The sequence below is a fragment of the Nesterenkonia sp. PF2B19 genome, assembly GCF_001758425.2.
Classification (GTDB): Bacteria; Actinomycetota; Actinomycetes; order Actinomycetales; family Micrococcaceae; genus Nesterenkonia; species Nesterenkonia aethiopica.
Window position 1 is genome coordinate 1 of record NZ_MDSS02000057.1, and the last position, 22,188, is coordinate 22,188.

Genomic DNA, 22,188 nt, shown 5'->3' on the forward strand with positions numbered 1-22,188 from the left:
GGTCCCGGCCGTCCTGGTGCTCCCGCCGGCGGTCCGCCGCGGGGTCGTGGTGGACGTGGACGCGGCGGCACGGCGGGCGCCTTCGGGCGCGGCGGTCCGTCCCGTTCGAAGTCCCGGAAGTCGAAGCGCGCCAAGCGCCAGGAGATGGAGCAGCGCCAGACCCGTGAGATCGGCGGCGTCCGCGTCCCCAAGGGCGACGGCACCACGATCCTGCGGTTGCGTCGCGGCTCCTCCCTGGCCGACTTCGCGGAGAAGATCAACGCCGAGCCGGCAGCACTGGTCACGGTGCTGATGAAGCTCGGCGAGATGGCCACCGCCAACCAGTCCCTGGACGAGGAGACCTTCCAGCTGCTCGGTGAGGAGCTGGGCTACAAGGTCCAGATCGTCTCACCCGAGGACGAGGACCGTGAGCTGCTCGAGTCCTTCGACATCGACCTGGCGGCCGAGGCCGAGGCCGAGGACGAGGACGACCTGGAGGCCCGCCCCGCGGTGGTCACCGTCATGGGTCACGTCGACCACGGTAAGACTCGTCTGCTGGACGCCGTCCGGAACTCCAACGTCACCGAGGGTGAGGCCGGAGGCATCACCCAGCACATCGGCGCCTACCAGGTCCACGTGGAGCACGACGGCCAGGAGCGCGGCCTGACCTTCATCGACACCCCCGGTCACGAGGCGTTCACCGCCATGCGTGCCCGTGGTGCGAAGGTCACCGACATCGCTGTGCTGGTGGTCGCCGCCGACGACGGCGTCATGCCGCAGACGGTGGAGGCCCTGAACCACGCCAAGGCGGCCGATGTGCCGGTCGTGGTGGCGGTCAACAAGATGGACAAGGAGGGCGCCGCCCCGGACAAGATCCGTGGTCAGCTCACCGAGTACGAGCTGATCCCGGAGGAGTACGGCGGCGACACCATGTTCGTCGACATCTCCGCGATCCAGGGCACGAACATCGACCAGCTGCTCGAGGCGGTCCTGCTGACCGCCGACGCGGCGCTGGAGCTGACCGCCAACCCGTCCAAGGAGGCCCGCGGCGTCGCCATCGAGGCCAACCTGGACAAGGGCCGCGGTCCGGTGGCCACCGTCCTGGTGCAGTCCGGCACCCTGAAGGTCGGCGACAACATGGTCGCCGGCACCGCCTTCGGCCGTGTGCGTGCGATGTTCGACGAGAACGGCAACGCGGTCGAGGAGGCCGTGCCGTCACGTCCGGTGCAGGTGCTGGGTCTGTCCTCGGTGCCGCGCGCCGGTGACAGCTTCCTGGTCACTCCGGACGACCGCACGGCCCGTCAGATCGCGGAGAAGCGTGAGGCCGCCGAGCGCAACGCGATGCTGGCCAAGCGTCGCAAGCGCGTGAGCCTGGAGAACTTCGACCAGGTCGTGGCCGAGGGCAAGATCGACACGCTGAACCTGATCCTCAAGGGCGATGTCTCCGGTGCCGTCGAGGCGCTGGAGGACGCGCTGCTGGGCATCGACGTCGGCGACGAGGTGCAGCTGCGGGTCATCCACCGCGGCGTGGGTGCGATCACGCAGAACGACGTCAACCTGGCCACTGTGGACAACGCGGTGATCGTCGGGTTCAACGTCCGTCCTGCGGAGCGCGTCCAGGACCTGGCTGACCAGGAGGGCGTGGACATGCGCTTCTACTCGGTCATCTACGCCGCCATCGATGACATTGAGGCCGCGCTGAAGGGCATGCTGAAGCCGGAGTACGAGGAGGTGCAGCTGGGCAGCGCGGAGATTCGCGAGGTCTTCCGCTCCTCCAAGTTCGGCAGCATCGCCGGCTCGATCGTCCGGTCCGGCGTCATCCGCCGCAACGCCAAGGCGCGTCTGGTGCGCGATGGCAATGTGGTGGCGGACAACCTGGCCATCGAGTCGCTGCGCCGCTACAAGGACGACGCCACCGAGGTCCGCGACGGCTTCGAGTGTGGTATCGGCCTGGGGTCGTTCAACGACATCAACGCAGGCGATGTCATCGAGACCTGGGAGATGCGGGAGATTCCGCGCTCCTGAGCGTCCTGTGACGTCTGACACCTCCGGGGGTCGCATCCACGCGATGCGGTCCCCGGAGGTGTCCCTGTCTGGCCTGGGACTGTCCTAGGCTGGGTTTCATCTTTCGACTTTTCAAGGAGGCCATCATGGCTGATCCAGCACGCGCGGCACGGCTCGCGCAGCGCATCAAGGTGATCGTCGCCGAGGCGCTGCGCCGTCGGGTCAAGGACGAGCGCGCCGAGCTGATCACGGTCACCGACGCGCGCGTCACCAATGACCTGCAACATGCCACTGTCTATTACACCGTCATGGGCGACGACGACGCCCGCCGGAGTGCCGAGGAGGTGCTCGCCGCGCACCAGGGTGTGCTGCGGCACGAGGTCGGCCGGCAGCTGACCATCCGCCTGACCCCGACTCTGGAGTTCGTCGCCGACGAGATCCCGGAGTCCGCCGCGCATCTGGAGGACCTGCTGCGCAAGGCCAAGGAGCAGGACGAGAAGGTCGCCGCTCTGCGGGAGCAGGCCGCTCCGGCCGGAGGGGAGGACCCGTACCGTTCGCTCGCCGAGGGTGAGTCCGCAGGGTCCGGCGCCGAGGGTGCCGCGCCCGAGGGGACCGACTCCGCTGACGGACGCTGAGGGGCTGCCGCACCTATGGGCAAGAAGCAGCGCGCCGAGGAGATCGCCGTCGGCTCCGGCCTGGTGCTGGTGGACAAGCCGGCCGCCTGGACCAGCCATGACGTGGTCGGGCGGATCCGTCGGCTGGCGGGCACCCGCAAGGTCGGGCACGCCGGCACCCTCGACCCGATGGCCACAGGGGTGCTCGTGGTCGGGATCAATCGAGCCACCCGGCTGCTGACCCATATCGTGGGGGTCTCCAAGACCTATACGGCGACCATCCGGCTGGGCCAGTCCACCACCACTGACGACGCCGACGGCGAGGTGGTGGCCACGCGGTTCGCCAATGCGGTCTCCCGGGAGCGGCTGGACGCCGAGGTGGAGGCCCTGACCGGGGAGATCCAGCAGGTGCCCTCCACCGTCTCGGCGATCAAGGTCGACGGTCGCCGCGCCTATGACCGGGCGCGCCGGGGCGAGGACGTGCAGCTGGCGGCCCGCCCGGTGACCGTGCACCGGTTCGACGTGCTGGAGGTGCGCCGTCTCGAGGGCGGCCGGATGGTTGACGTCGACGTGGAGGTGGATGTCTCCTCGGGCACCTATGTGCGGGCGTTGGCCCGTGATCTGGGGGAGGCCCTGGAGGTGGGCGGCCATCTGACCGCGCTGCGTCGCACGGCGGTGGGGCCGTACCGCATCGAGAACGCGCTGACCCTGGAGCAGCTGGCCGAGGACTTCGGCTACGTGGACCTTGCAGAGGCGGCCGCGAGAATCTTCTCCCGGCGCGAGCTCACCCAGGAGGAGGCGGAGAACCTGGGCCACGGACGCCGGATCACCGCCTCCGGCACCGGGGCGGCGGGGGAGCCGGATCGCCTCACCGCGGCGTTCGGGCCCGACGGAGAGCTGATCGCTCTGCTCAAAGATGTCCCGGCGAAGAAGGGGGCCTCTGCCTCGGGCGATGCGGCCCGCGCCGCGGCTGCGGAGCAGGTCATCTTCCAGGCGAAGCCGGAGCTGGTGTTCGCCCCGCAGTAGGGCGTAGGTTTCTCCAGGCTGTAGAGGTTGAGAGAATCGTCCAGTACCGTCCGGCAGGAGGAGCAGTATGACCCTGATGTTCATCATCGGCACGGTCGTGTGTGCCGCCTCCACACTGATCTGCTGGGTCATGACGGCGCTGCGCCGCCACCCGGCGGACTCCTCGATCATCAGCCTCGCCGCCGTGGAGCTGTTCCTGGTGGTCTACGGCATCTACGCCGCCGTGCGTCAGCTGGGCTTCGATGCGTCCATCGCGGGGGAGGCCTGGGAGTTCTGGGGCTATGTGTTCACCGCCCTGCTGCTGCCCGTGGGAGTGTTCGTCTGGGCCATGATCGACAAGACCCGCTGGTCGAACCTGGTGATGAGCTTCGTCGGCCTGGTGGTCTTCGTGATGGTCTATCGCATGGAAGTCATCTGGTGGGGGAGCGCGACGGCCCCCTGCGCCTGCTGAAGAGAAGAGAGTGATGGTCCACAAGCATCTGAGCTCTGAGGACGGCCGCGGCTCGGCGCCCGGCGTCCAGCGGCGGTCTTCGTCCACGCCCCGCAACCGCGGGGTGGGCATGCTCATCATCACCGCCTACGGGATCTTCGCGGTCTCGGCCACCGCGCGGGCGCTGTACCAGATCCTGGTGCATTTCGACGACGCCCCGGTGGCCTATCTGCTCAGCGCCTTCGCGGCTCTGGTCTACGTGTTCGCCACGCTCGCCCTGGCCCGCACCTCGGTGTCGGCGTGGCGGGCCGCCCTGGTGGCGGTGCTGATCGAGATGGTCGGGGTGCTGGGTGTCGGCGCCTGGACGTACCTGGATCCGGACCTGTTCGACGAGGCCACCGTGTGGTCGCACTTCGGGCAGGGCTACGGCTTCGTGCCCCTGGTGCTGCCGTTCATCGGTCTGTACTGGCTTCTGAGCCATCGTCCGGGGCGGGACGCGCCGGGGGCGCCGTCGTCGTCGGGAATGGGCGCCGGCTGACGAGTGCTCCATAATGGGGAGCGGCAACGACGCCGACGCACCACCTGCAGAACTGAGGAGACACGTGCACTATTGGAACGGCCTGGATGAGGTTCCCGCGGACCTCGGTCCGACGGCGGTCACCATCGGCAACTTCGACGGCGTCCACCTGGGGCATCAGGAGGTCCTCACTCAGCTGGCCGCCGCGGCCGCCGAGCATGAGGCCTCCGCCGTCGCCGTGTCCTTCGACCCGCACCCGGCTCAGGTGCACCGGCCGCACCAGTGCCCGGAGATGATCACCGGGGTGCAGGAGAGGATCTATCGGCTGGCGACCACCGGCATCGATGCGATGCTGATGATCCGCTACTCACTCGACCTGGCCGCCCTGACCCCTGCCGAATTCGTGAAGCAGTACTTCGTGGACGCGTTGAACGTGCGGGTCGTGGTGGTCGGCCATGACGTGCGCTTCGGGCGAGGGAACACCGGGTCCTTCGAGACGATGGTGGAGCTGGGGGAGCAGTACGGATTCGCCGTGGTCGGCGTCGAGGACTTCGGCCGGGACCGCCGGTGCTCCTCCACCTGGGTGCGGGAGGCGCTGGCCGCCGGTGACGTTGCCTCCGCCCGCGAGGTGCTGGGCCGGCCCCATGCGGTGCTCGGCGAGGTCGTCCATGGTGCCGCACGCGGGCGGGAGCTGGGCTTCCCCACCGCCAACCTCGGGCAGGACTCGGAGGGCATGATCCCCGCCGACGGCGTCTACGCCGGGTGGCTGACCGATGGACACGGCAGGCGTTGGCCCGCGGCGATCTCGGTGGGCTCGAACCCCACCTTCGACGGCGTGCAGCGCGTGGTGGAGTCCTTCGTGATCGGCAGGCCCAAGGAGAAGGTCGAGGACTTCGATCTCTACGGCCAGCAGGTGCGGGTCGAATTCATCGACCGGCTGCGCGGCATGGTCGCCTTCGAGGGGATCCCGCAGCTGATCAGCCAGATGGAGGAGGACGTGGCGCGCGCAAAGCTCACGCTGGGCACCGACGACCCGGAGCACCTGGACGCGAGGCCCGTGCCGGCGGTGGAGGGCTGAGCCCTGTCAGACTGCGGGGCCTCAGACAGGCCAGCGCCGAACCGTCCGAGGCTGAAGCCGGGGGAGCAGGTCATCATCGCCGATCCGGGGCGACGTCGCCTGCTCGGCGGGGCGTATGCCGAGCAGATGGACCTGGCGGCGGCGCGCGAGTATGACGCGTTGCGGCCGCGCTACCCGAAGGCGGCGGTGGAGGCGATCCTCGGGGCCGCCTCGACGGGTGACGGCTCCCTGCGGGTGGCCGACGTCGGCGCGGGCACCGGCATCCTGACCCGCCAGCTGCTGGCGGAGGGCCGGCAGCGTGTGGCGTGGGTGCACGCAGTGGAGCCCAGTCGCCTCATGACCCAGGTGCTCGAGGAGTCCGTGGCCGTTGAGGCGGAGCTGCGGCCGAGGCTTCAGATCCACCTCACCTCGGCGGAGGACACCGGGCTGGAGGAGGGAGCGGTCGACGTCGTGGTCGCCGCCCAGGCCTGGCACTGGTTCGAGGCCGGGACCGTGCAGCGGGAGGCCCACCGGCTCCTGGTCGAGGGCGGAGCGTTGGCGATCGTGTCCAACCATCTGGACACCTCCGACCCGTGGGTGCACCGGCTGACCCGCATCATACGGGCCGGGGACGTGCACCGGCCCGGCTGGAGCCCGCCGCTGAATCCGCGGCTGTTCGCGCGGCCGCGCACCGAGGAGTTCACCTGGTCGCGGCGGCTGACCGCCGACGACGTCCGCCGCCTGGCCGCCACGATGAGCTCTTGGCTCCGGGCCGGGCCGAAGGAACGTGCCCGGCGTCGGGAGAACCTGGACTGGTACCTGGGAGAACACACCGGGCTGGCCGGCGACGACGTCGTCGAGCTGCCGTATCTGACCGTGCTGCACACTGCGGGCACGCGGTGAGGTGCCGGTCCGTGCCTCACACCTGACGTGCGGAGGCCGGGACGGCGGGAGCCGTCGGCGTCAGCAGGCCCCAGTCGATGTCTTCGACGTCGCCCACCCGGTCGCAGTCGGGCTCTCGGGCATCGTGGGTGGTGGCCGCCGCCGGAGCGGCGCCGGAGAACAGGGCGACGCCGGTCAGGGCGCCGGTGATGAGCAGTCTGCGGTGGTGCGGCATGGGTGACCTTTCGTCGGGGGTACTCTCCAGGGCGGCACCGTGAGGCACCGCCGGCCAGACCATCACTGTGACCATGCCCGCTCACATCTCGATCACATCGGGCTGACATGCGGACCGCTGAGCGCCTGCCCCGTGTCGCGCGGGGCCTCATTCGCCCCGATCGCGGCATGTGCGGTAAAGTGGAGCGTTGCTGTGCTGCAGTCCGCGGTGGCCAGCACCGGAATCCTGAGGGGTGAATGCTCCCCAGGTTCCGGCACCTGATCGCGGTACAACCATCAAGGAGCAATCCCATGGCTTTGGATCCCGCTGTCAAGCAGGAGATCATCAAGGAGTACGCGACCCACGAGGGCGACACCGGTTCGCCTGAGGTTCAGGTCGCCGTGCTGACCCGTCGGATCAGCGACCTCACGGAGCACCTGAAGTCGCACAAGCAGGACCACCACACGCGTCGTGGCCTGATGATCCTGGTGGGTCGTCGTCGTCGCCTCCTCAAGTACCTGCAGAACAACGACATCGAGCGGTACCGTGCGCTGATCAAGCGCCTCGGCATCCGCCGGTGAGTGTCTGAAGGCACCAGAGCAGGCGTGCAGACGCTGATACCAAGCTGACGGAACAGGTGGCTCCACACGCGGTCGAATGACCGTGGGAGTCACCTGTTCTGTATGCGAGACTATGAGAGACAGGCACGCCGGTGCCGAGCATGGACCCCATGTGCTCCGGTCCTCGGTAGTGGCCTCCGGGAGCCGCGCATCATGCGCAGGCAGCCCGTGGGCTTCGATCGATGGCCGTCATATGGCCTGATCCATCTCCTCCCACCGGCGACCGTGCCTGTCTGTTCGACAACAGAGAGGAGACACCTGCCATGCAGGGTCCCGAGGTTCACTATGCCGAGGCCGTGATCGACAACGGTCGGTTCGGCACCCGCACCATCGAGTTCGAGACCGGACGGCTGGCCAAGCAGGCCGCCGGGTCGGTCCTGGTCACCCTCGACGAGGAGACCACCATCCTGTCCGCCACCACGGTGGGCAGGTCCCCGCGCGAAGGTTTCGACTTCTTCCCCCTGACGGTGGACGTCGAGGAGCGCATGTACGCCGCCGGGCGCATTCCCGGCTCATTCTTCCGCCGTGAGGGCCGCCCCACCACGGACGCGATCCTGGCCTGCCGCCTGATCGACCGTCCGCTGCGTCCGGCCTTCAAGAAGGGCATCCGCAACGAGGTCCAGGTCGTGGAGACCATCCTGTCCATCAACCCGGACGACCTCTACGACGTCGTGGCCATCAACTCCGCCTCCGCCTCCACCCAGCTCTCCGGTCTGCCGTTCTCCGGCCCGATCGGCGGCGTGCGTGTGGCGCTGATCCACGACTCCGAGGGCCCCCAGTGGGTGGCCTTCCCGAAGCACTCGGAGCTGGAGAACGCCGTGTTCGACATGGTCGTGGCCGGCCGTGTGGTCGGTGACGACATCGCGGTGATGATGGTCGAGGCCGAGGCCAGCGACAACTCCTGGAAGCTCATCAAGGAGCAGGGCAAGACCGCCCCCACCGAGGAGATCGTCGCCGAGGGTCTCGAGGCGGCCAAGCCGTTCATCAAGGTTCTGTGCGAGGCCCAGGCCGACCTGGCCGCCCGCGCGACCAAGGAGCCGGTCGACGTGCCGTTCTTCCTGGACTACGAGGACGACGTCTTCGAGGCCGTGAAGTCCGCCGCCGAGGAGAAGCTCACCAGCATCTACCAGATCGCGGACAAGCAGGCCCGCGAGACCGCCGACTCCGAGCTGAAGGCCGAGCTGGTCGAGAAGCTGGCCGGCGAGGGCCAGCAGTTCGAGGGTCGCGGCGGCGAAGTCGGCAAGGCCTTCGGCGCGGTGACCAAGCAGGTCATCCGCCAGCGCATCCTGCGCGACCAGGTCCGCATCGACGGCCGTGGGCTGACGGACATCCGCCAGCTGACCGCCGAGGTCGAGGTGCTGCCGCGCGTGCACGGTTCGGCGATCTTCGAGCGCGGCGAGACCCAGATCATGGGTGTCACCACGCTGAACATGCTGAAGATGGAGCAGTCCATCGACAGCCTGTCGCCGGAGACCAAGAAGCGCTACATGCACAACTACAACTTCCCGCCGTACTCCACCGGTGAGACCGGTCGTGTGGGCTCCCCGAAGCGCCGCGAGATCGGCCACGGTGCGCTCGCCGAGCGCGCGCTCGTGCCGGTGCTGCCGTCGCGCGAGGAGTTCCCCTACGCGATCCGCCAGGTGTCCGAGGCGCTGGGCTCCAACGGCTCCACCTCCATGGGCTCGGTCTGCGCCTCGACGCTGTCCCTGCTCAACGCCGGTGTGCCGCTGAAGGCCCCGGTGGCCGGCATCGCCATGGGTCTGGTCTCCGACGAGGTCGACGGCGAGACCCGCTACGCCGCACTTACCGACATCCTCGGCGTCGAGGACGCCTTCGGTGACATGGACTTCAAGGTCGCAGGCACCGAGGAGTTCGTCACCGCGATCCAGCTGGACACCAAGCTCGACGGCATCCCCGCCTCCGTGCTGGGTGCGGCCCTGAAGCAGGCCCGCGAGGCTCGCCTGCACATCCTGGGCGTCATCAACGCCGCCATCGACGCGCCGGACGAGATGTCGGAGTTCGCTCCGCGGATCATCTCCGTGATGGTGCCGGTGGACAAGATCGGTGAGGTCATCGGCCCGAAGGGCAAGATGATCAACCAGATCCAGGAGGACACCGGCACGGACATCTCCATCGAGGACGACGGCACCGTGCTGATCGGCGCCACCAACGGGGAGGCCGCCGAGGCCGCGCGCAGCGCGATCAACGCGATCGCCAACCCGCAGGTCCCCGAGATCGGTGAGCGCTACCTGGGTACCGTGGTCAAGCTGACCACCTTCGGTGCATTCATCTCGCTGACCCCCGGCAAGGACGGGCTGCTGCACATCTCCGAGCTGCGCAAGCTCAACGATGGCAAGCGCGTCGACGACGTCGAGGACGTCGTGGGTGTGGGCCAGAAGCTGCAGGTCGAGATCACCAAGATCGACGACCGCGGCAAGCTGTCCCTGGCCCCGGTGGTGGACGAGGACGCCGACGGCAACGACAAGCAGTCGGTCAACCAGGTCCTGGTCGACGCCGAGTGATCTCGCTGGTCTGGCGGCAGTGCTGAGCTGACGCCAGCACCGCGCTGACCGCCAGGTCGGACCAGACGACGGCCGGTGGCTGTTCCCCTCACGGGAGCGGTCGCTGGCCGTCGTCGTGTCTGGGCAGCCTGCTCTTCGTCGAGTGGCCACGAATCACGGTAGTTCCGGCTCTCACACGGCGTGTCAGCGGGCAGACGCCGGGATTCGTGGCCACTCGGTGGGGTTGCTCCGCGGCGCCGGTCAGGCTGATGATGATCGGGGTGACCTGAACGGGCCCACCGCGGGCCGTGGTGGCCCGCCGTCGTCGTACTGCGCGAGAGGATGCTCATGCGTTCCCCGATCCTGGACTATCTGGACACTCTGATCGCCGAGACCGACCACATCGTGGGCGGTGCGCCGGCCGACTAAATCCCGGAGCTGGCCGCCGCCGACCCGGACACGGTCGCCGTGGCCCTGTGCACCGTCAACGGGACCGTCTATGCCAGCGGGGATGCTGAGCACCACTTCAGCATCCAGTCCATGTCCAAGCCTTTCGCCTACGCGCTGGCGATCGAGGACCACGGGCTGGAGGGGATCCGCGAGAAGATCGGCGTGGAACCCAGCGGGGAGGCCTTCAACGAGCTCTCCCTGGAACCGGAGACGGGCAGGCCGCGGAACCCGATGATCAACGCCGGGGCGATCGCCACCCACGCGCTGATCGGTTCTGACCACGAGCCGGCCTTGGGCAGGGTCCTGGACTTCTTCGGCCGGCTGACCGGCCGGGACGTCGAGCTCGACCAGGCCGTGGCGGACTCTGAGCTGGCCACCGCGGATCGGAACCTGGGCTTGGCGTATCTGCTGCATTCAGCCGGGCAGCTGGCCGGCGACCCGCAGGATTCGGTGACCGGGTACATCCGGCAGTGTGCCGCCTCCGTGACGGTCTCGGACCTGGCGCTCATGGCGGCGACGCTGGCCAACGGCGGTGTCCAGCCGCGCACGGGGGAGCGGCTGCTGTGCCGGGAGAGCACCCGGCACCTGCTCAGTGTGATGGCCACCTGTGGGATGTACGACGCCGCCGGGGACTGGCTCACCAGCGTGGGCATTCCGGCCAAGTCCGGGGTGGCCGGCGGCATCATCGGTGTGCTGCCGGGGCAGGTGGGCGTGGCGGTCTTCTCCCCACGGCTGGACCAGCACGGCAACAGCGTGCGCGGTGTGGAGCTGATGCAGCGGCTCTCCGACGATCTGGGCCTGCACCTGATGGAGGCGAGCAGGCCGGCCCGGTCGGCCCTGCGGGAGACGCTGCGCGTCTCCCTAGAGGACCAGCCGGCGACCGTCTACGTGCTGCAGGGGGACCTGGTGCTCAGCAGCATCGAGGCGTTGGTCCATGAGCTCATCCAGTCTCCGCCGACCACCGATGTGGTCGTGTTCGACATGAGCCGGGTCGACGAGGTGCTTCCGGTCGCCCGGCGGACCTCCTCGGAGATGGCCGCGAAGCTGCTGGACGAGGGGCACCGCATTGTGATCGTGGACCCGGAGTCCACCGTCGAGGACTTCACTGACAGCCGCGGCCGGGGGATCGAACGATGGGAGCCGGAGCGGCTGCGCTCAGCGATGGGCTGACGCCTAATAATGCCGAGGGAGCAGTATCCACGCGCACTGAGTTGTAAGTCAGGGGCTTGCGCGCAGGTCGGCTATGTGCTGAGATCAGCTGTCGTATGGGCGGTTTCGAGCTGGTGGAGGGACACGTAGCGTTGCCGTTGAACGAATGCGCTGCCTCGGCCGGACGTTTCATGAGGCAGTGCCGTATCGAGCTGACGATGCTGGGGGTGTCCCGGCCCGGACAGCAGAAACACCTGGTACATGCCCTCGGCCCACCCCTGTTCTCGGGAGGCAGTGATCACGGAGGCGATTTTACGATCATTCCGGTCATCGGAGTCGGCAAGCCTCTCCGCCTCTCGCGGAGTCCACGTAACATTGTCTCTACGGTAGAGGATCTTCGGCACAGGCGCTTGGATGCACTGATCCGCGTAGAACGCGATCCGCTCAACAGGCTGGAACCACCGGCCCGGCTGGCACACGTACGCCTGCGTGTCCTGGTAGAGCGGCCATGCGCGTTTGGCCGGAACGACGACGGTGTCGAACCCGAACGTCGGGCGTTCGGCGTACACAGCCAGGCTTCTATCGGCTCTGGCCAACCAGCTGGCCACAGTGGTGTCGATGTAGGCGGCTACTCGGTGAACACGTCGCATCTCGAACGGGATGTCGATGTTGAGCATCGAATCATGGTGTGCCAACCGGTTGCGGAACTTTCTGATAGCTTCTACGTCGCGGGCAACATCCTTGCGCGCACCTGACGAGTTGGGGAACGCGTGTCGTAGCGCGGATCTCCACAGGTCCTCGTAGCGTGCTCCCAGCATCCCCGACCAGAAGCCGAACGACAGGCCAGCGATGATCTGATGACGAGTGTCTCTTCCCTCGTGACAGAGGCGCTGTCGCACCGACGTGATGGTCTCTGATGTGGAGTCTCGCATCGGGGGAGAACAGAGGAACCAGGGAATGCCGCGCGCCGATTCGCCAGTGTGGCGCGCGAGTGCTCCATCGATGGCGTTGCGGAGAAGCACTTCAAGATGGGCAACAGTTTCGAAGGCAGTGGAGGACATCCGACAGTTCCACTCGTAGAGTGCCAACGCCTCGGCGTGGTCTCCGTCTGCCACACGAAGGTATGGAGCCAGCCGTTCCTGTGACAGATGGGCGACAACGGACTTGGGATCGATGCCGTCAGTCATGAACACGATCATAGTGGGATGTCCCACATAGGGTGCTGTGGGCTCCACAGGGTGCTAGAGTAAGTAATGAACGCCCCGGTGTCGCCTCTGCTTGCAAGCGCCCGGGGCTTTTCTCTGCTCGCCGTCAGGGTGCGATGCCGCGGGGCTGATCCTCCCAGGGTGCCCGGGCGTCCCGGAGCTGACCTCCGCCGGTGCGCACCGCGTGCAGCGCCAGCAGGCCGACGACGGCCGAGGGGTTGTGGATCTGCCCGGACAGCACGGCCGCGACCGCCTCATCCAGGGGCACCCAGGTGGGCACGATCTCGGCCTCCTCGCCGTCCCGCGTGTGCAGGTCCTCCTCGGGCACATCGCTGAGCCCCTCAGCCAGGTAGACGCGGATCCCTTCGCTGGAGGCGCCCGGGCTGGAGTAGAAGTCCACCAGGGTGTGCCAGGTCTCGGCGCGCAGATCGGCCTCTTCGAGGAGCTCCCGCTGGGCGGTCTCCAGCATGGGTTCGCCGTCGACGTCGAGGAGCCCGGCGGGCACCTCCCACAGGTGCATGCGCACCGGGTGGCGGTACTGGCGGATCAGCAGCACCCGGTCCTGCTCGTCCACCGGCAGCACGGCCACCGCGCCCAGGTGCTTCAGGTATGAACGGTGCAGCGTCTGCTGGTGCTCGCCGAAGCGGAACTCGTCCTCCACCAGGGCGAACAGGCGGGCGTCATGGTGGAGGCGCGAGGAGTCGACGGGCTTGTCCTCGGGGGTGTCGCGGAGATCCATGGTCTCACCCTAACGGTCACCGCGGGCACGGCCGGGGACCTGGTCGGATGGGGCCGGGATGTGGCGCTCAGCCGTCGTCGCGGGGCCGGGAGAGGTCATGCAGCGCCGGACCCTCCAGGCGGGTGCGTCTCGGGGGCGAAGCGGGAGGCATGCAGCGGGCAGTCCCAGGAGCGCTCAGCGTCGTTCCAACGCAGGATCCCACCCATATGCGGGCATACGGCGGAGACCGCGCAGGTAGTGCCGTCCACGGTGGAGACTCCCAGCGGCCTGCCGTGCCGCTGTCCCACGACGCCCTCGCCCTCCGCCGGCGCCTCGTGCGGCAGGGAGGTCAGCTCGGCGGAGGCCCAGCCGGTGGCCAGCTGCGCACCCACTAGCACGTTGTCCTTGATCCCGGTGGCGACGTCGGCGGCACTGGTGGTGTGCGCGTTCAGGGTCTCCGCCCAGCGGGGCGTGTGGTCGTGGATCTGGGCAGTGATGGCCAGGGCTGCGGCCACCGCGTTGGTCATGCCCCATTTGGCGTAGCCGGTGGCGGAGAGGATCCTCTCCTCACTGTGCGGCAGGGCACCGACCAGGGGAATCTGGTGGATGCTGCGGTAGTCCTGCGCGGACCACTTGTGGGTTCGCCGTGCGCCGGGGTAGTGCTGCTGCACCCAGGCATCCAGGTCATCGACGGCGGCGGCGTGTGAGTCCGGGCGGCCCACGCGGTGGTCGTTGCCGCCGACCAGCAGAAGCTCCTCGCCGTCGGCGGTGGGTGCGCTGCGCAGGGTGCGGTCCGGGGCGTCGATGCTCAGGTGCATGCCGTGCGGGGGTGCGAGGCCGGCGGGAAGCCGGTAGGTGGCGGCGTAGGACCGGTGGGCGGAGAGGGTGGCGAAATGCCCGCCTCGGTCCAGCACCGGCACGCCGGTGGCGAGCACCAGGTGGTAGGTGTGGACCTCTCCGGCGCTGGTCTCCACGGTCAGGTATTCCTGCTGACGGGGGCCGAGCCCGGTGACACGGACTCCCTCCACGATGAGCCCGTTGCGGTCCAGCAGCTCCTCGGCCAGGACCTGCAGCACGTCTATGGGGTTGATCTGCGCCTGGTCGGCTAACCGGATCGCTCCGGCCACGTCGAGGGGCAGGTCCGTGGGCTCGGCCCAGTCGACGTCGAGCCCGGCGGCCTGCGCCGCGGCGAGCTCCGCACGGAGGGTGGCCACGCCGTCGTCGGAGAACGCCAGCGTGTAGGCGTCCCGGCGTTGGTAGGGGACGTCATGTTCGTCCAGGTGGCGCAGCAGCCAGGCCTGTCCCTCCTGGTTGGCCTCCACATAGGCACGCAGCAAATCATCCGACTGGTGCTCGCGGATGCGGGAGAGCACGCTGCCCTGCAGCAGGGAGACCTTGCCGGTGGTGTTCCCGGTGGCCAGAGCCCCGACGCTGCGCGCCTCCAGCACGGCGACGTCCTTCCCGGCCCTAGCCAGCAGCACCGCAGTGGTCAGCCCGGTCAGCCCGGCCCCGGCGACGACGACGTCGTGCCATTCGTAGGGGCCTTCGGAGCCGGACGTGCTGATGGCGGGGGAGGCGTCGAGCCAGTGAGAGCGCATGGTGTCCTCCGCGGTGATCAGGGGCGGGATCAGGTCGGTGACCTGGTGCCCATCCTGGTGCGGCGGAGTCGGTCAGTCCAGGGTGGACGGCGGGGCGTGTCACGAACGCTCGGGGGTTCTCGTGGTCAGCCCTGATAGCGTGAGCACCGTGGAAGATGCGCTGACGGAATTGCGAAAGTTCGTTGCGGAACGGGATTGGTCTCAGTTCCATTCGGCAGAGAACCTTGCCAAAAGCATCGCGATCGAGTCCGGGGAGCTGTTGGAGTGCTTCCAGTGGGGACCTGACGCTGACCCGGAAGAGGCCGGCGATGAGCTGGCCGACATCCTGACGTACTGCTTGCTGCTCGCGGATCGACTCGGTCTCGGCGCAGAGGAGATCGTGTTGCGGAAGCTGCGCCAGACACAGGAGAAGTACCCCGTGGAGAAGTCTCGAGGGCGGAGCACCAAGTATGACCGCCTTTGAGATCCGCACGTACTCCATGCGGGGAGCAATTCCCACGGTGGACGATCACAGGCTTGAGAACTGGCCCGTCGTCTACGCGCTGAACGGAGGCAACAAGGTCTACGTCGGCGAGACGCTCAGCGCGTCGAACCGCATACGCCAGCACCAGACCTCCGAGAGCAAGCGTGGGATGCGGACTGTCCGGATAGTCCTTCATGATCACTTCAACAAATCTGCCACCCTGGACCTCGAGTCCCATCTGATCAGATGGCTCGCCGGCGATGGTAAGTATGACGTTATCAATCGGAATCACGGCATCATCGACGCCGATTACCACGATCGTGACTCCTATCGCCAGGACTTCCTCGACGTCTTCGAGGCGCTGCGCGAAGCGGAAGTCTTCGATCGCAGCATCTCTGAGATCGAGAACTCGGATCTGTTCAAGCTTTCGCCGTTCAAGACACTGACGGCTGAACAGGCCCTCGCCGTCGAGGATCTTCTGCGGGCGCTGCTCGCGAGTCTCCGAGACGAGGGGGAGTCCGGCCCCCTGGTCATCCAGGGAGATCCCGGCACCGGCAAGACGGTGGTCGCGATCTATCTGATGAAGCTGCTCAGCGACATCGCCACGGTGACTGATGAGGAAATTGCTGAAGATCTGGAAGGCGACAGCAGATTCTCAGAGTTCTACACCCCTGATTTCAGATCCCTCCTGCACGGCTTCTCCATAGGGCTCGTCGTGCCCCAGCAAGCCCTGCGAAAGTCCATCCGCTCCGTCTTCAAGAAGACGCCACAGCTCTCGCAGGACATGGTCCTCGATCCCTTCTCCCTCGGGAAGAGCGACAAGCACTACTCGCTGCTGATCGTCGACGAGACCCACCGGCTCAACCAACGCGCCAACCAGTCCTCCGGAGTGCGCAACCGGGACTTCGGAGAGATCAACAAGAAGCTCTTTGGAGAAGACTCGAAGGACTTCACCCAGCTCGATTGGATTCGTTGCAAGAGTGATCACCAGGTGCTGCTCCTGGACGCAGAACAGACCGTCCGGCCGGCCGACCTATCATCCGAGACGATCGACGAGCTCCTGGAGGAAGCCAAGGGGTCAGGAGCACATGTGACGCTGGCTTCACAGCTTCGACTCAACGCCGGCGACGAATACATGCCCCACATTCGCCGTCTGCTGAAGGGTGAAGAGCGCACCCGGGCAGCTGTCGGCGACTACGAGTTCCGCCTGTACAAGGATGCCTCCGCCATGTACCAGAGGATCCGACAGCTGGATGCTGAGCACGGCCTGTCCCGCATGGCGGCCGGCTATGCTTGGGAGTGGGCGACGAAGGGAGGCAGTGCCGCCTACGACTTCGAGCTCGACGGTGCCAAGTTCCGGTGGAACAAGTCCATCGTGGACTGGGTCAACTCACCGAATGCGCTGGACGAGGTGGGATCGATCCATACGTTGCAGGGATACGACCTCAACTACGCCGGAGTGATCATCGGCCCGGACCTCCGCTTCGACCCCGCTACAGAGACGGTCTACTTCGACCGCGAAAACTACTTCGATGCGAAGGGCAAGGAGAACAACAAGAGGCTGGGGATCGACTACACGGACGAGGACATTCTCGCGTACGTGCAGAACATCTACCGGGTTCTCTTGACTCGAGGCATAAGAGGTACGTTCGTCTACGTCTGCGACCCGGGGCTGCGACAGTACTTCAGCCGATTCATCCCACTCGCCCGCGGCCAGAGTTCGGCCTCGCCGGATCTCGTCCGGGATGGGGGCGCATCGGCACGGTACCAGGCTCACCACGAGGATGTGATTCTGCCGTCGACCTGATGCGAAGTCCGTCGCGGGAAGTCGGCGATCGTCAGGGCCGAGCGAGGGCTCACTGCCCCTCCCACGCCCCGCAGCCGGAGGTCTCGAACGCTACGTCGGTCTCGGCGATCGTGACCAGGGCCTGGCCCTCGTCGACGAAGCCGTTGGTGATGATGTCGTGAAACTCGCCGCTGGTCCCACTGACGCGCGCCCAGTAGCAGCCCCAGGAACCCGGCTGTGTGGTGTAGATGCCCGGCTCGACGTAGCTGTCGACCATGTAGACGCTGTCACCGGAAATCGTAGCCCCGGAGGCCTCTGACTCGTCGTCAGGGTCCGATTCGGGCTCCTGTTCGGCTTCCTAAGGCAACGGTCTCGGGGACCGGTTCAGTGACGACCTCCCGTTCCGTCATAGTGCAGGCGGTCAGGGCCACGGACGCCGCGAGCAGAGATCGAGACTGTTACAAGGGGTCGCAGGTTCGAATCCCGTCAGCCCGACCGAAGAGAAAATACCCGATCAGAAGGTACTTTCGAGAGGTCGTGAGATCGGCGTTCGCGCCGGTCTTGTACCCAAGCTTGGATCCGCTGAACCCCTTGACTCGACATGGTCAAGGGGTTCAGACGTCTCTAGTCGCTCATCGCGGCCTCCCGAAGGTGCTCGTTTATTCGTGCTGCAGCGTTCTGCAACGCTGTGTTGTCAGTGTGAAGGTACGCACGCGTCGTCTCGATTGATACATGTCCGAGGAGGTTGCTCACAACGTGGATTGGGATGCCGATGTTTGCGATTCAGGTTGCACCCGCATGTCGGAGGTCGTGACGGCGCAGCCCTGGCAATCCCAGTGATGCAACCAGCTCGTCCCAGCCGGTTGCGTCTCGCAATACTGCCGTGGTGATGACACCGCCACGCGGCGGGCGCGACGACCTTGTTCGCCCAGTCGACGTCGCGGACGAGGAACCCACCTAATTCCGAGCTGCGCGCGGCCAGAAAGGCGCTGAGCATGACGTGGTCGCCGTAGATTGTGTGGATCTCAGCGCAGGCGTCAGTGATTCGCGCGACATCGCCGGGCAGAGGAATTAGCTACGTGTGCGGTAGCTCAAGTTTCGCGCGGTAGCGCCTGTCGGCGCGGTCACGCATTGAATTGCGGGTGATGAGCTCATCGCGCACCGCTTCATCGAGCACCCGCGTCAGCGCGGCGATCGTGTTCTTGAGCGTGGAGCGGGATTGGACCGCCGCCCAGCTGTCGATAGCTCGGTCAACCAGCCCCATCGTGATGTCGCGAAGGCGGATGTGGCCGAGTGCGGGGAGAACCCTGAGGCGGAGGCCGGCTCGGTAGTCGTCTGCGGTCGATGTCGGACCGACACCGCGAAGGAACCGATCACCGATCGAATGCGCGTAGTCGCTCAGAGTGACGAGCGGATCGATGCTTCGGCTCGAACTTGTGCGCATGAGTTCGAAGATCTCCTGGGAGGCGACGTCATCATCTACCGTGACAGAGCGGCCTCTGCGCTGTCGTGAGGACGGGTCGGTCCATCGGACCCGAGCGCGGATCCGGGAACCGCGGCGGAGGGTGTCGGGATGGAGGGACACTCCGTGCGGTGGCAAAGCAGGATGATGAATAGTCATCCGATTGAGGATCTCCCCACATCCCTGCGAACTCACAGCTCCCGCGGAGACGCGATCGGGTGATCGGGGAACTCCAGCTCGCATCTGAACTGCTGGGGCACAGCGACCCCTCGATCACTACATCTGCCGGAACGAGACCGTGAACCCGGTCACCGCCAAGTTTCTAGAGCGAGCGTTCAGGAAGGCAGGTAGAGCGCGACCTGGAGGCGGTCGGTTCGGTGTTCCCCTAACTCTCTACAGATGGGTGCCACCTGCTGAGAGTTAGGAGGAAGCCTCGGCGGGACGGAGATGGTGGCTACGAGTTCCACGGGGCACGATGCGTGGGTGGGCGCCGGCCGCAAGCACACCAAGCACACCCTTCTCGAGCGTCTAAGATCGGAATCAGCGTGCCGAGCTAGTCGATTTGCTCGAAAAACGTACCATGCGGAATGCTCGGTGCTATCATGGCTGCATGATCCTGCTGAGCTTCACTGTGCGGAACCACAAGAGCATCCGCGACGAGGTCGCGATCGATCTCACTCGCTCTGCGCTGACGACCCTCAAGCCGAAGGATGGCAACTGGAGCGCGGTGAGCTATCCGCTCGCTGGGATCTTCGGAGGCAACGCAACCGGTAAGTCCGCGGTTTTGGACGCTCTCCGCTATACCTTCACCGCGATCCGGCACTCTGCCACTGTGTGGCAGGAGTCGAAATCCATGCGGCGGGCCCCGTTTAAGCTCGACGGGAACTCCCGGACTTCAGCGAGTCTCTACGAACTTGACCTCGTCCACGATGGACGCCGCTACGTCTACGGCTTCGAGGTCGACCAAGACGGAATCAGACGAGAATGGCTACGCGATGTCCCCAGTTCCCGGTGGCGCACACTGCTGGAGCGAGATCGAGAAGAAGGTCTGCTCGCGTTCCACCCGAGCCTTCGCGCCAAGATCGAGGTAACACCTCGAGAACTCGTTCTCAGCCGCGCGCTTCTACTGAAGGAATCATCGCTATACGCCTTCGCGGATGACCTGGTCGAGAGCTTCGACATCGTCTTGGTCAAGGACTCGCACCGCACCGCTCGCTTGTCCAACCTCGCAGACTCCCTGGCAGATGGCGATGTGACATTCCCCGATCTTGAATCACTGCTTCAAGTCGCGGATATCGGTGTTTTGAACGTCAGTATCGAAGAAACGAATATCCCAGAACGGATCCGCCTGGCGTTCCGTCGACTTGAACGTGACCTGCGCGAGGAAGAGGATGAAGACGCCTCCGATAAGAAGGAGGAGCCAGACGGAGAGGATGACGAAGAGGGACTTGAAGCTGATGAGCTCGAACAGGTCGCACGTCGTCTTCTCTTCACCCATCGGGGAACCGTTGACGACTGCCCACGTTTCTCTATCCACGAGGAGAGCGATGGAACCATCGCTTGGCTCGCGATCGCAGTGCCAGCACTGGAAGCACTGCGCGGTGGCGGGCTGCTCTTGGTCGATGAGATCGACGCAAGTCTTCACCCGCATCTGCTCGAAGTGCTCCTCGGCGCGTTCTCAGACCCGCTCGTCAACACGCATCACGCACAGCTCATCTTCACCAGCCACGAGTCCTACGTCCTCTCCCCGCTGAGCGAGGTCCGCCTCGAGCCCGAACAGATCTGGCTGACCGACAAAACGAACGAGGGTGTGACCGAGCTGACCTGCCTGGCCGACTTCCCCAAGCACCCGGATGCCAACGTAGCGAAGCGATACCTCACTGGACGGTACGGCGGAGCCCCGCGGCTTTCCCCGAGCCTGTTTGCCGCGCTGGTCGACACGGGGGAGGCGCAGGAATAGTGGCGGGCGGACAGCGTCGCCGTCGCGGCAGGCCTCATCGGCAGCCTGCGCGGCGCATCCTTGTCGTCACCGAAGGCACCCGCACCGAACCCCAGTACGTTGAGGGCCTGAACCGCTACCTGCGAAGCAGGGGCGCAACGGCTATCGTCAAGCCAGTTTCGGTGGGCAAGGATCCGTTGAAAGTCGTCCAGAAGTGCGTCGAGAAGCGGGACGAAGCAGCCCAGAACGACAAAGAGTACGACGACTGCGTGTGTCTGGTGGACGTTGATGAACACCAGACGTTGCCCGCGGCCGTTCAACTCGCGGAACGAGAGAATATCCGGCTGCTGATCTCAAACCTCAAGTTCGAGGCATGGCTGCGATGGCACGCCGAACACAAACGCTCAGCGCTGACCTCGACGCAGCTCGACGACCTCGTCACCAAGCTGGGCCTCGTCAAAGGGAAGATCCTCTCGCAGTCGTTCCCGTTCAATCAGGTGCATGATGCGTGCAAGACCGCTCGGGTGGTTGACCCCGACATGCGACCGGGACGTAAAGGGCCCGATCCGTCCTCACCGATGCCGATCCTCGTAGATCTTATGCAAGGGGCTGACCGCGGATATGACTAGACAAATCCCGCAGGCATTCTGTGATCTGGAACCTCGCCGACATGCCGTGCGCGCCGGGGGCGGCGACACTACTGCAGAGCGAGTGAGGCTGTGTGGGAAGGGACTCCATTGCTGAACGAGTCCGGCGATTCAATGTCGAACGAGACGTCTCGGGCAGCTGAAGCCGTTACGTCACAGCGTTTGAAGGCTCTTCGCGTTTGAGGGTGTAGAAGCAGCCAGGGGCAGTGGGTCGGCGTGGCGGTGAGCGGATAGAGGTCGAGGCCTTCCGAAGATGGAAGTTCCTACGCTCGCCATCTGAAAGACCTCGACGTGTCCAAGTGTACTTTCACTTCCCCTGATCTGGACAGCTTCTGCCTCCTCTAGGGTCTCGGCCTGAGGGTGACTGGTCAGCAGATCCGCCGCGACGGCGCGATCTTTGAATGCCGTCTCACCCAGGATGATGCATGGTGTCGAGACTGCGGCGGTGAAGGAGCTGCTCGGGGGACGGTGGTGCGGAAGTTGGCTCATCTGCCACTGGGGTGGTGGCCCACCACCCTCTGGGTCAGAGTCCGCAGATACCGATGTGCTGACTGTGCCAGGGTCTGGCGGCAGGACACCAGTGCGGCTGCGGCCCCGCGGGCGAAGCTGAGCAGGCATGCGGTGCTGTGGGCGCTGAAGTCTGTAGTGATCGACAGGATGACCATCGCCCGAGCTGTTGCCGCCCTGGCCAGTTCGTGGCATACCGTCAACGACGCCGTCCTGGTTGCTGGGCGACAGCTGCTCATCGAAGATCCCCGTCGCATCGACGGTGTGAAGGTGATCGGGGTGGATGAGCACTGCTGGCGCCATACTGGCCGGGGTTCTCACGGCGGATTCAACTGATCGTCGCAACACCTTGATCACGGAGAGGTGTTTGACGATGGCAACATCAGACTGGAGCAAGAAGGCCAGCGACGCACCGGAGGG

The 22,188-nt window shown here is 66.2% G+C and carries 20 protein-coding genes and 1 pseudogene; 15 read left to right on the forward strand and 6 right to left on the reverse strand.

Annotation, left to right across the window (positions count from 1 at the left end):
• The 7 genes from infB to BCY76_RS13910 all read left to right on the forward strand — a co-directional run.
• Nucleotides 1-2,004 (forward strand): translation initiation factor IF-2 (infB, locus tag BCY76_RS13880; protein WP_139827812.1); only part of this gene is annotated, 2,004 nt, incomplete at its 5' end.
• A 125-nt stretch (nt 2,005-2,129) separates the two neighbouring features.
• Nucleotides 2,130-2,618: a 30S ribosome-binding factor RbfA gene (gene rbfA, locus BCY76_RS13885; protein ID WP_070161086.1), complete on the forward strand. Its 489-nt coding sequence runs from the start codon at nt 2,130-2,132 to the stop codon at nt 2,616-2,618.
• A 15-nt stretch (nt 2,619-2,633) separates the two neighbouring features.
• Entirely contained in the window at nt 2,634-3,623 is a 990-nt protein-coding gene (gene truB, locus BCY76_RS13890; RefSeq protein WP_070161084.1) for a tRNA pseudouridine(55) synthase TruB, read from the forward strand.
• 67 nt (nt 3,624-3,690) lie between these two features.
• On the forward strand, nt 3,691-4,074 hold the full coding sequence (locus tag BCY76_RS13895; protein WP_070161081.1) for a hypothetical protein: 384 nt from the start codon (nt 3,691-3,693) through the stop codon (nt 4,072-4,074).
• 13 nt (nt 4,075-4,087) lie between these two features.
• Nucleotides 4,088-4,591 carry a hypothetical protein gene (locus BCY76_RS13900; protein ID WP_237090174.1) on the forward strand — a complete coding sequence of 168 codons (504 nt, stop codon included), beginning with the start codon at nt 4,088-4,090 and terminating at the stop codon, nt 4,589-4,591.
• Nucleotides 4,592-4,655: 64 nt separating this feature from the next.
• Nucleotides 4,656-5,648, forward strand: a complete 993-nt coding sequence (locus BCY76_RS13905; protein ID WP_070161079.1) for a bifunctional riboflavin kinase/FAD synthetase — start codon at nt 4,656-4,658, stop codon at nt 5,646-5,648.
• A 126-nt stretch (nt 5,649-5,774) separates the two neighbouring features.
• Entirely contained in the window at nt 5,775-6,530 is a 756-nt protein-coding gene (locus tag BCY76_RS13910; RefSeq protein WP_070161077.1) for a class I SAM-dependent methyltransferase, read from the forward strand.
• 16 nt (nt 6,531-6,546) lie between these two features.
• Here the strand turns inward: BCY76_RS13910 and BCY76_RS13915 are convergent, their stop codons facing one another.
• Nucleotides 6,547-6,744: a hypothetical protein gene (locus tag BCY76_RS13915; protein WP_070161075.1), complete on the reverse strand. Its 198-nt coding sequence runs from the start codon at nt 6,742-6,744 to the stop codon at nt 6,547-6,549.
• A gap of 290 nt (nt 6,745-7,034) precedes the next feature.
• On the opposite strand from BCY76_RS13915, the gene rpsO reads away from it, so the two are divergent.
• From rpsO to glsA, 3 genes are all read left to right on the forward strand, one after another.
• On the forward strand, nt 7,035-7,304 hold the full coding sequence (rpsO, locus tag BCY76_RS13920) for a 30S ribosomal protein S15 (RefSeq protein ID WP_070161073.1): 270 nt from the start codon (nt 7,035-7,037) through the stop codon (nt 7,302-7,304).
• Nucleotides 7,305-7,606: 302 nt separating this feature from the next.
• A complete protein-coding gene (locus BCY76_RS13925; RefSeq protein ID WP_070161071.1) occupies nt 7,607-9,865 on the forward strand; it encodes a polyribonucleotide nucleotidyltransferase in 2,259 nt (752 codons plus the stop codon).
• 417 nt (nt 9,866-10,282) lie between these two features.
• Nucleotides 10,283-11,464 (forward strand): glutaminase A, encoded by a 1,182-nt coding sequence (gene glsA, locus BCY76_RS13930; RefSeq protein ID WP_272896854.1) that lies wholly within the window; start codon nt 10,283-10,285, stop codon nt 11,462-11,464.
• A gap of 71 nt (nt 11,465-11,535) precedes the next feature.
• On the opposite strand, the gene BCY76_RS13935 is transcribed toward glsA, so the two are convergent.
• From BCY76_RS13935 to BCY76_RS13945, 3 genes are all read right to left on the reverse strand, one after another.
• A complete protein-coding gene (locus BCY76_RS13935) occupies nt 11,536-12,630 on the reverse strand; it encodes a hypothetical protein (protein ID WP_070161090.1) in 1,095 nt (364 codons plus the stop codon).
• 124 nt (nt 12,631-12,754) lie between these two features.
• Nucleotides 12,755-13,387, reverse strand: a complete 633-nt coding sequence (locus BCY76_RS13940; protein ID WP_085437825.1) for an NUDIX domain-containing protein — start codon at nt 13,385-13,387, stop codon at nt 12,755-12,757.
• A gap of 95 nt (nt 13,388-13,482) precedes the next feature.
• Nucleotides 13,483-14,964: an FAD-dependent oxidoreductase gene (locus tag BCY76_RS13945; RefSeq protein WP_085437826.1), complete on the reverse strand. Its 1,482-nt coding sequence runs from the start codon at nt 14,962-14,964 to the stop codon at nt 13,483-13,485.
• Nucleotides 14,965-15,103: 139 nt separating this feature from the next.
• On the opposite strand from BCY76_RS13945, the gene BCY76_RS13950 reads away from it, so the two are divergent.
• Complete coding sequence (locus BCY76_RS13950) at nt 15,104-15,427, forward strand: nucleotide pyrophosphohydrolase (protein WP_442935361.1); 324 nt, start codon at nt 15,104-15,106, stop codon at nt 15,425-15,427.
• Nucleotides 15,414-17,234 (forward strand): DUF2075 domain-containing protein, encoded by a 1,821-nt coding sequence (locus tag BCY76_RS13955; RefSeq protein WP_083277613.1) that lies wholly within the window; start codon nt 15,414-15,416, stop codon nt 17,232-17,234. Before BCY76_RS13950 ends, BCY76_RS13955 begins: the two co-directional genes overlap by 14 nt.
• Before the next feature lie 49 nt (nt 17,235-17,283).
• Here the strand turns inward: BCY76_RS13955 and BCY76_RS13960 are convergent, their stop codons facing one another.
• Complete coding sequence (locus tag BCY76_RS13960) at nt 17,284-17,490, reverse strand: hypothetical protein (RefSeq protein ID WP_070161065.1); 207 nt, start codon at nt 17,488-17,490, stop codon at nt 17,284-17,286.
• Nucleotides 17,491-18,288: 798 nt separating this feature from the next.
• A complete protein-coding gene (locus BCY76_RS18700; RefSeq protein ID WP_070161063.1) occupies nt 18,289-18,657 on the reverse strand; it encodes a hypothetical protein in 369 nt (122 codons plus the stop codon).
• A gap of 628 nt (nt 18,658-19,285) precedes the next feature.
• Between BCY76_RS18700 and BCY76_RS13970 the strand changes: the two genes are divergently transcribed.
• From BCY76_RS13970 to BCY76_RS13980, 3 genes and pseudogenes are all read left to right on the forward strand, one after another.
• Nucleotides 19,286-20,635, forward strand: coding sequence for an AAA family ATPase (locus BCY76_RS13970; RefSeq protein WP_070161061.1), 1,350 nt, complete (start codon nt 19,286-19,288; stop codon nt 20,633-20,635).
• Nucleotides 20,635-21,243: an RloB family protein gene (locus BCY76_RS13975; RefSeq protein ID WP_170922704.1), complete on the forward strand. Its 609-nt coding sequence runs from the start codon at nt 20,635-20,637 to the stop codon at nt 21,241-21,243. The genes BCY76_RS13970 and BCY76_RS13975 overlap by 1 nt, the downstream gene beginning before the upstream one ends.
• 309 nt (nt 21,244-21,552) lie before the next feature.
• Nucleotides 21,553-22,083 (forward strand): annotated as a pseudogene (locus BCY76_RS13980) (ISL3 family transposase); the annotation flags it as partial.
• Nucleotides 22,084-22,188 lie beyond the last annotated feature (105 nt).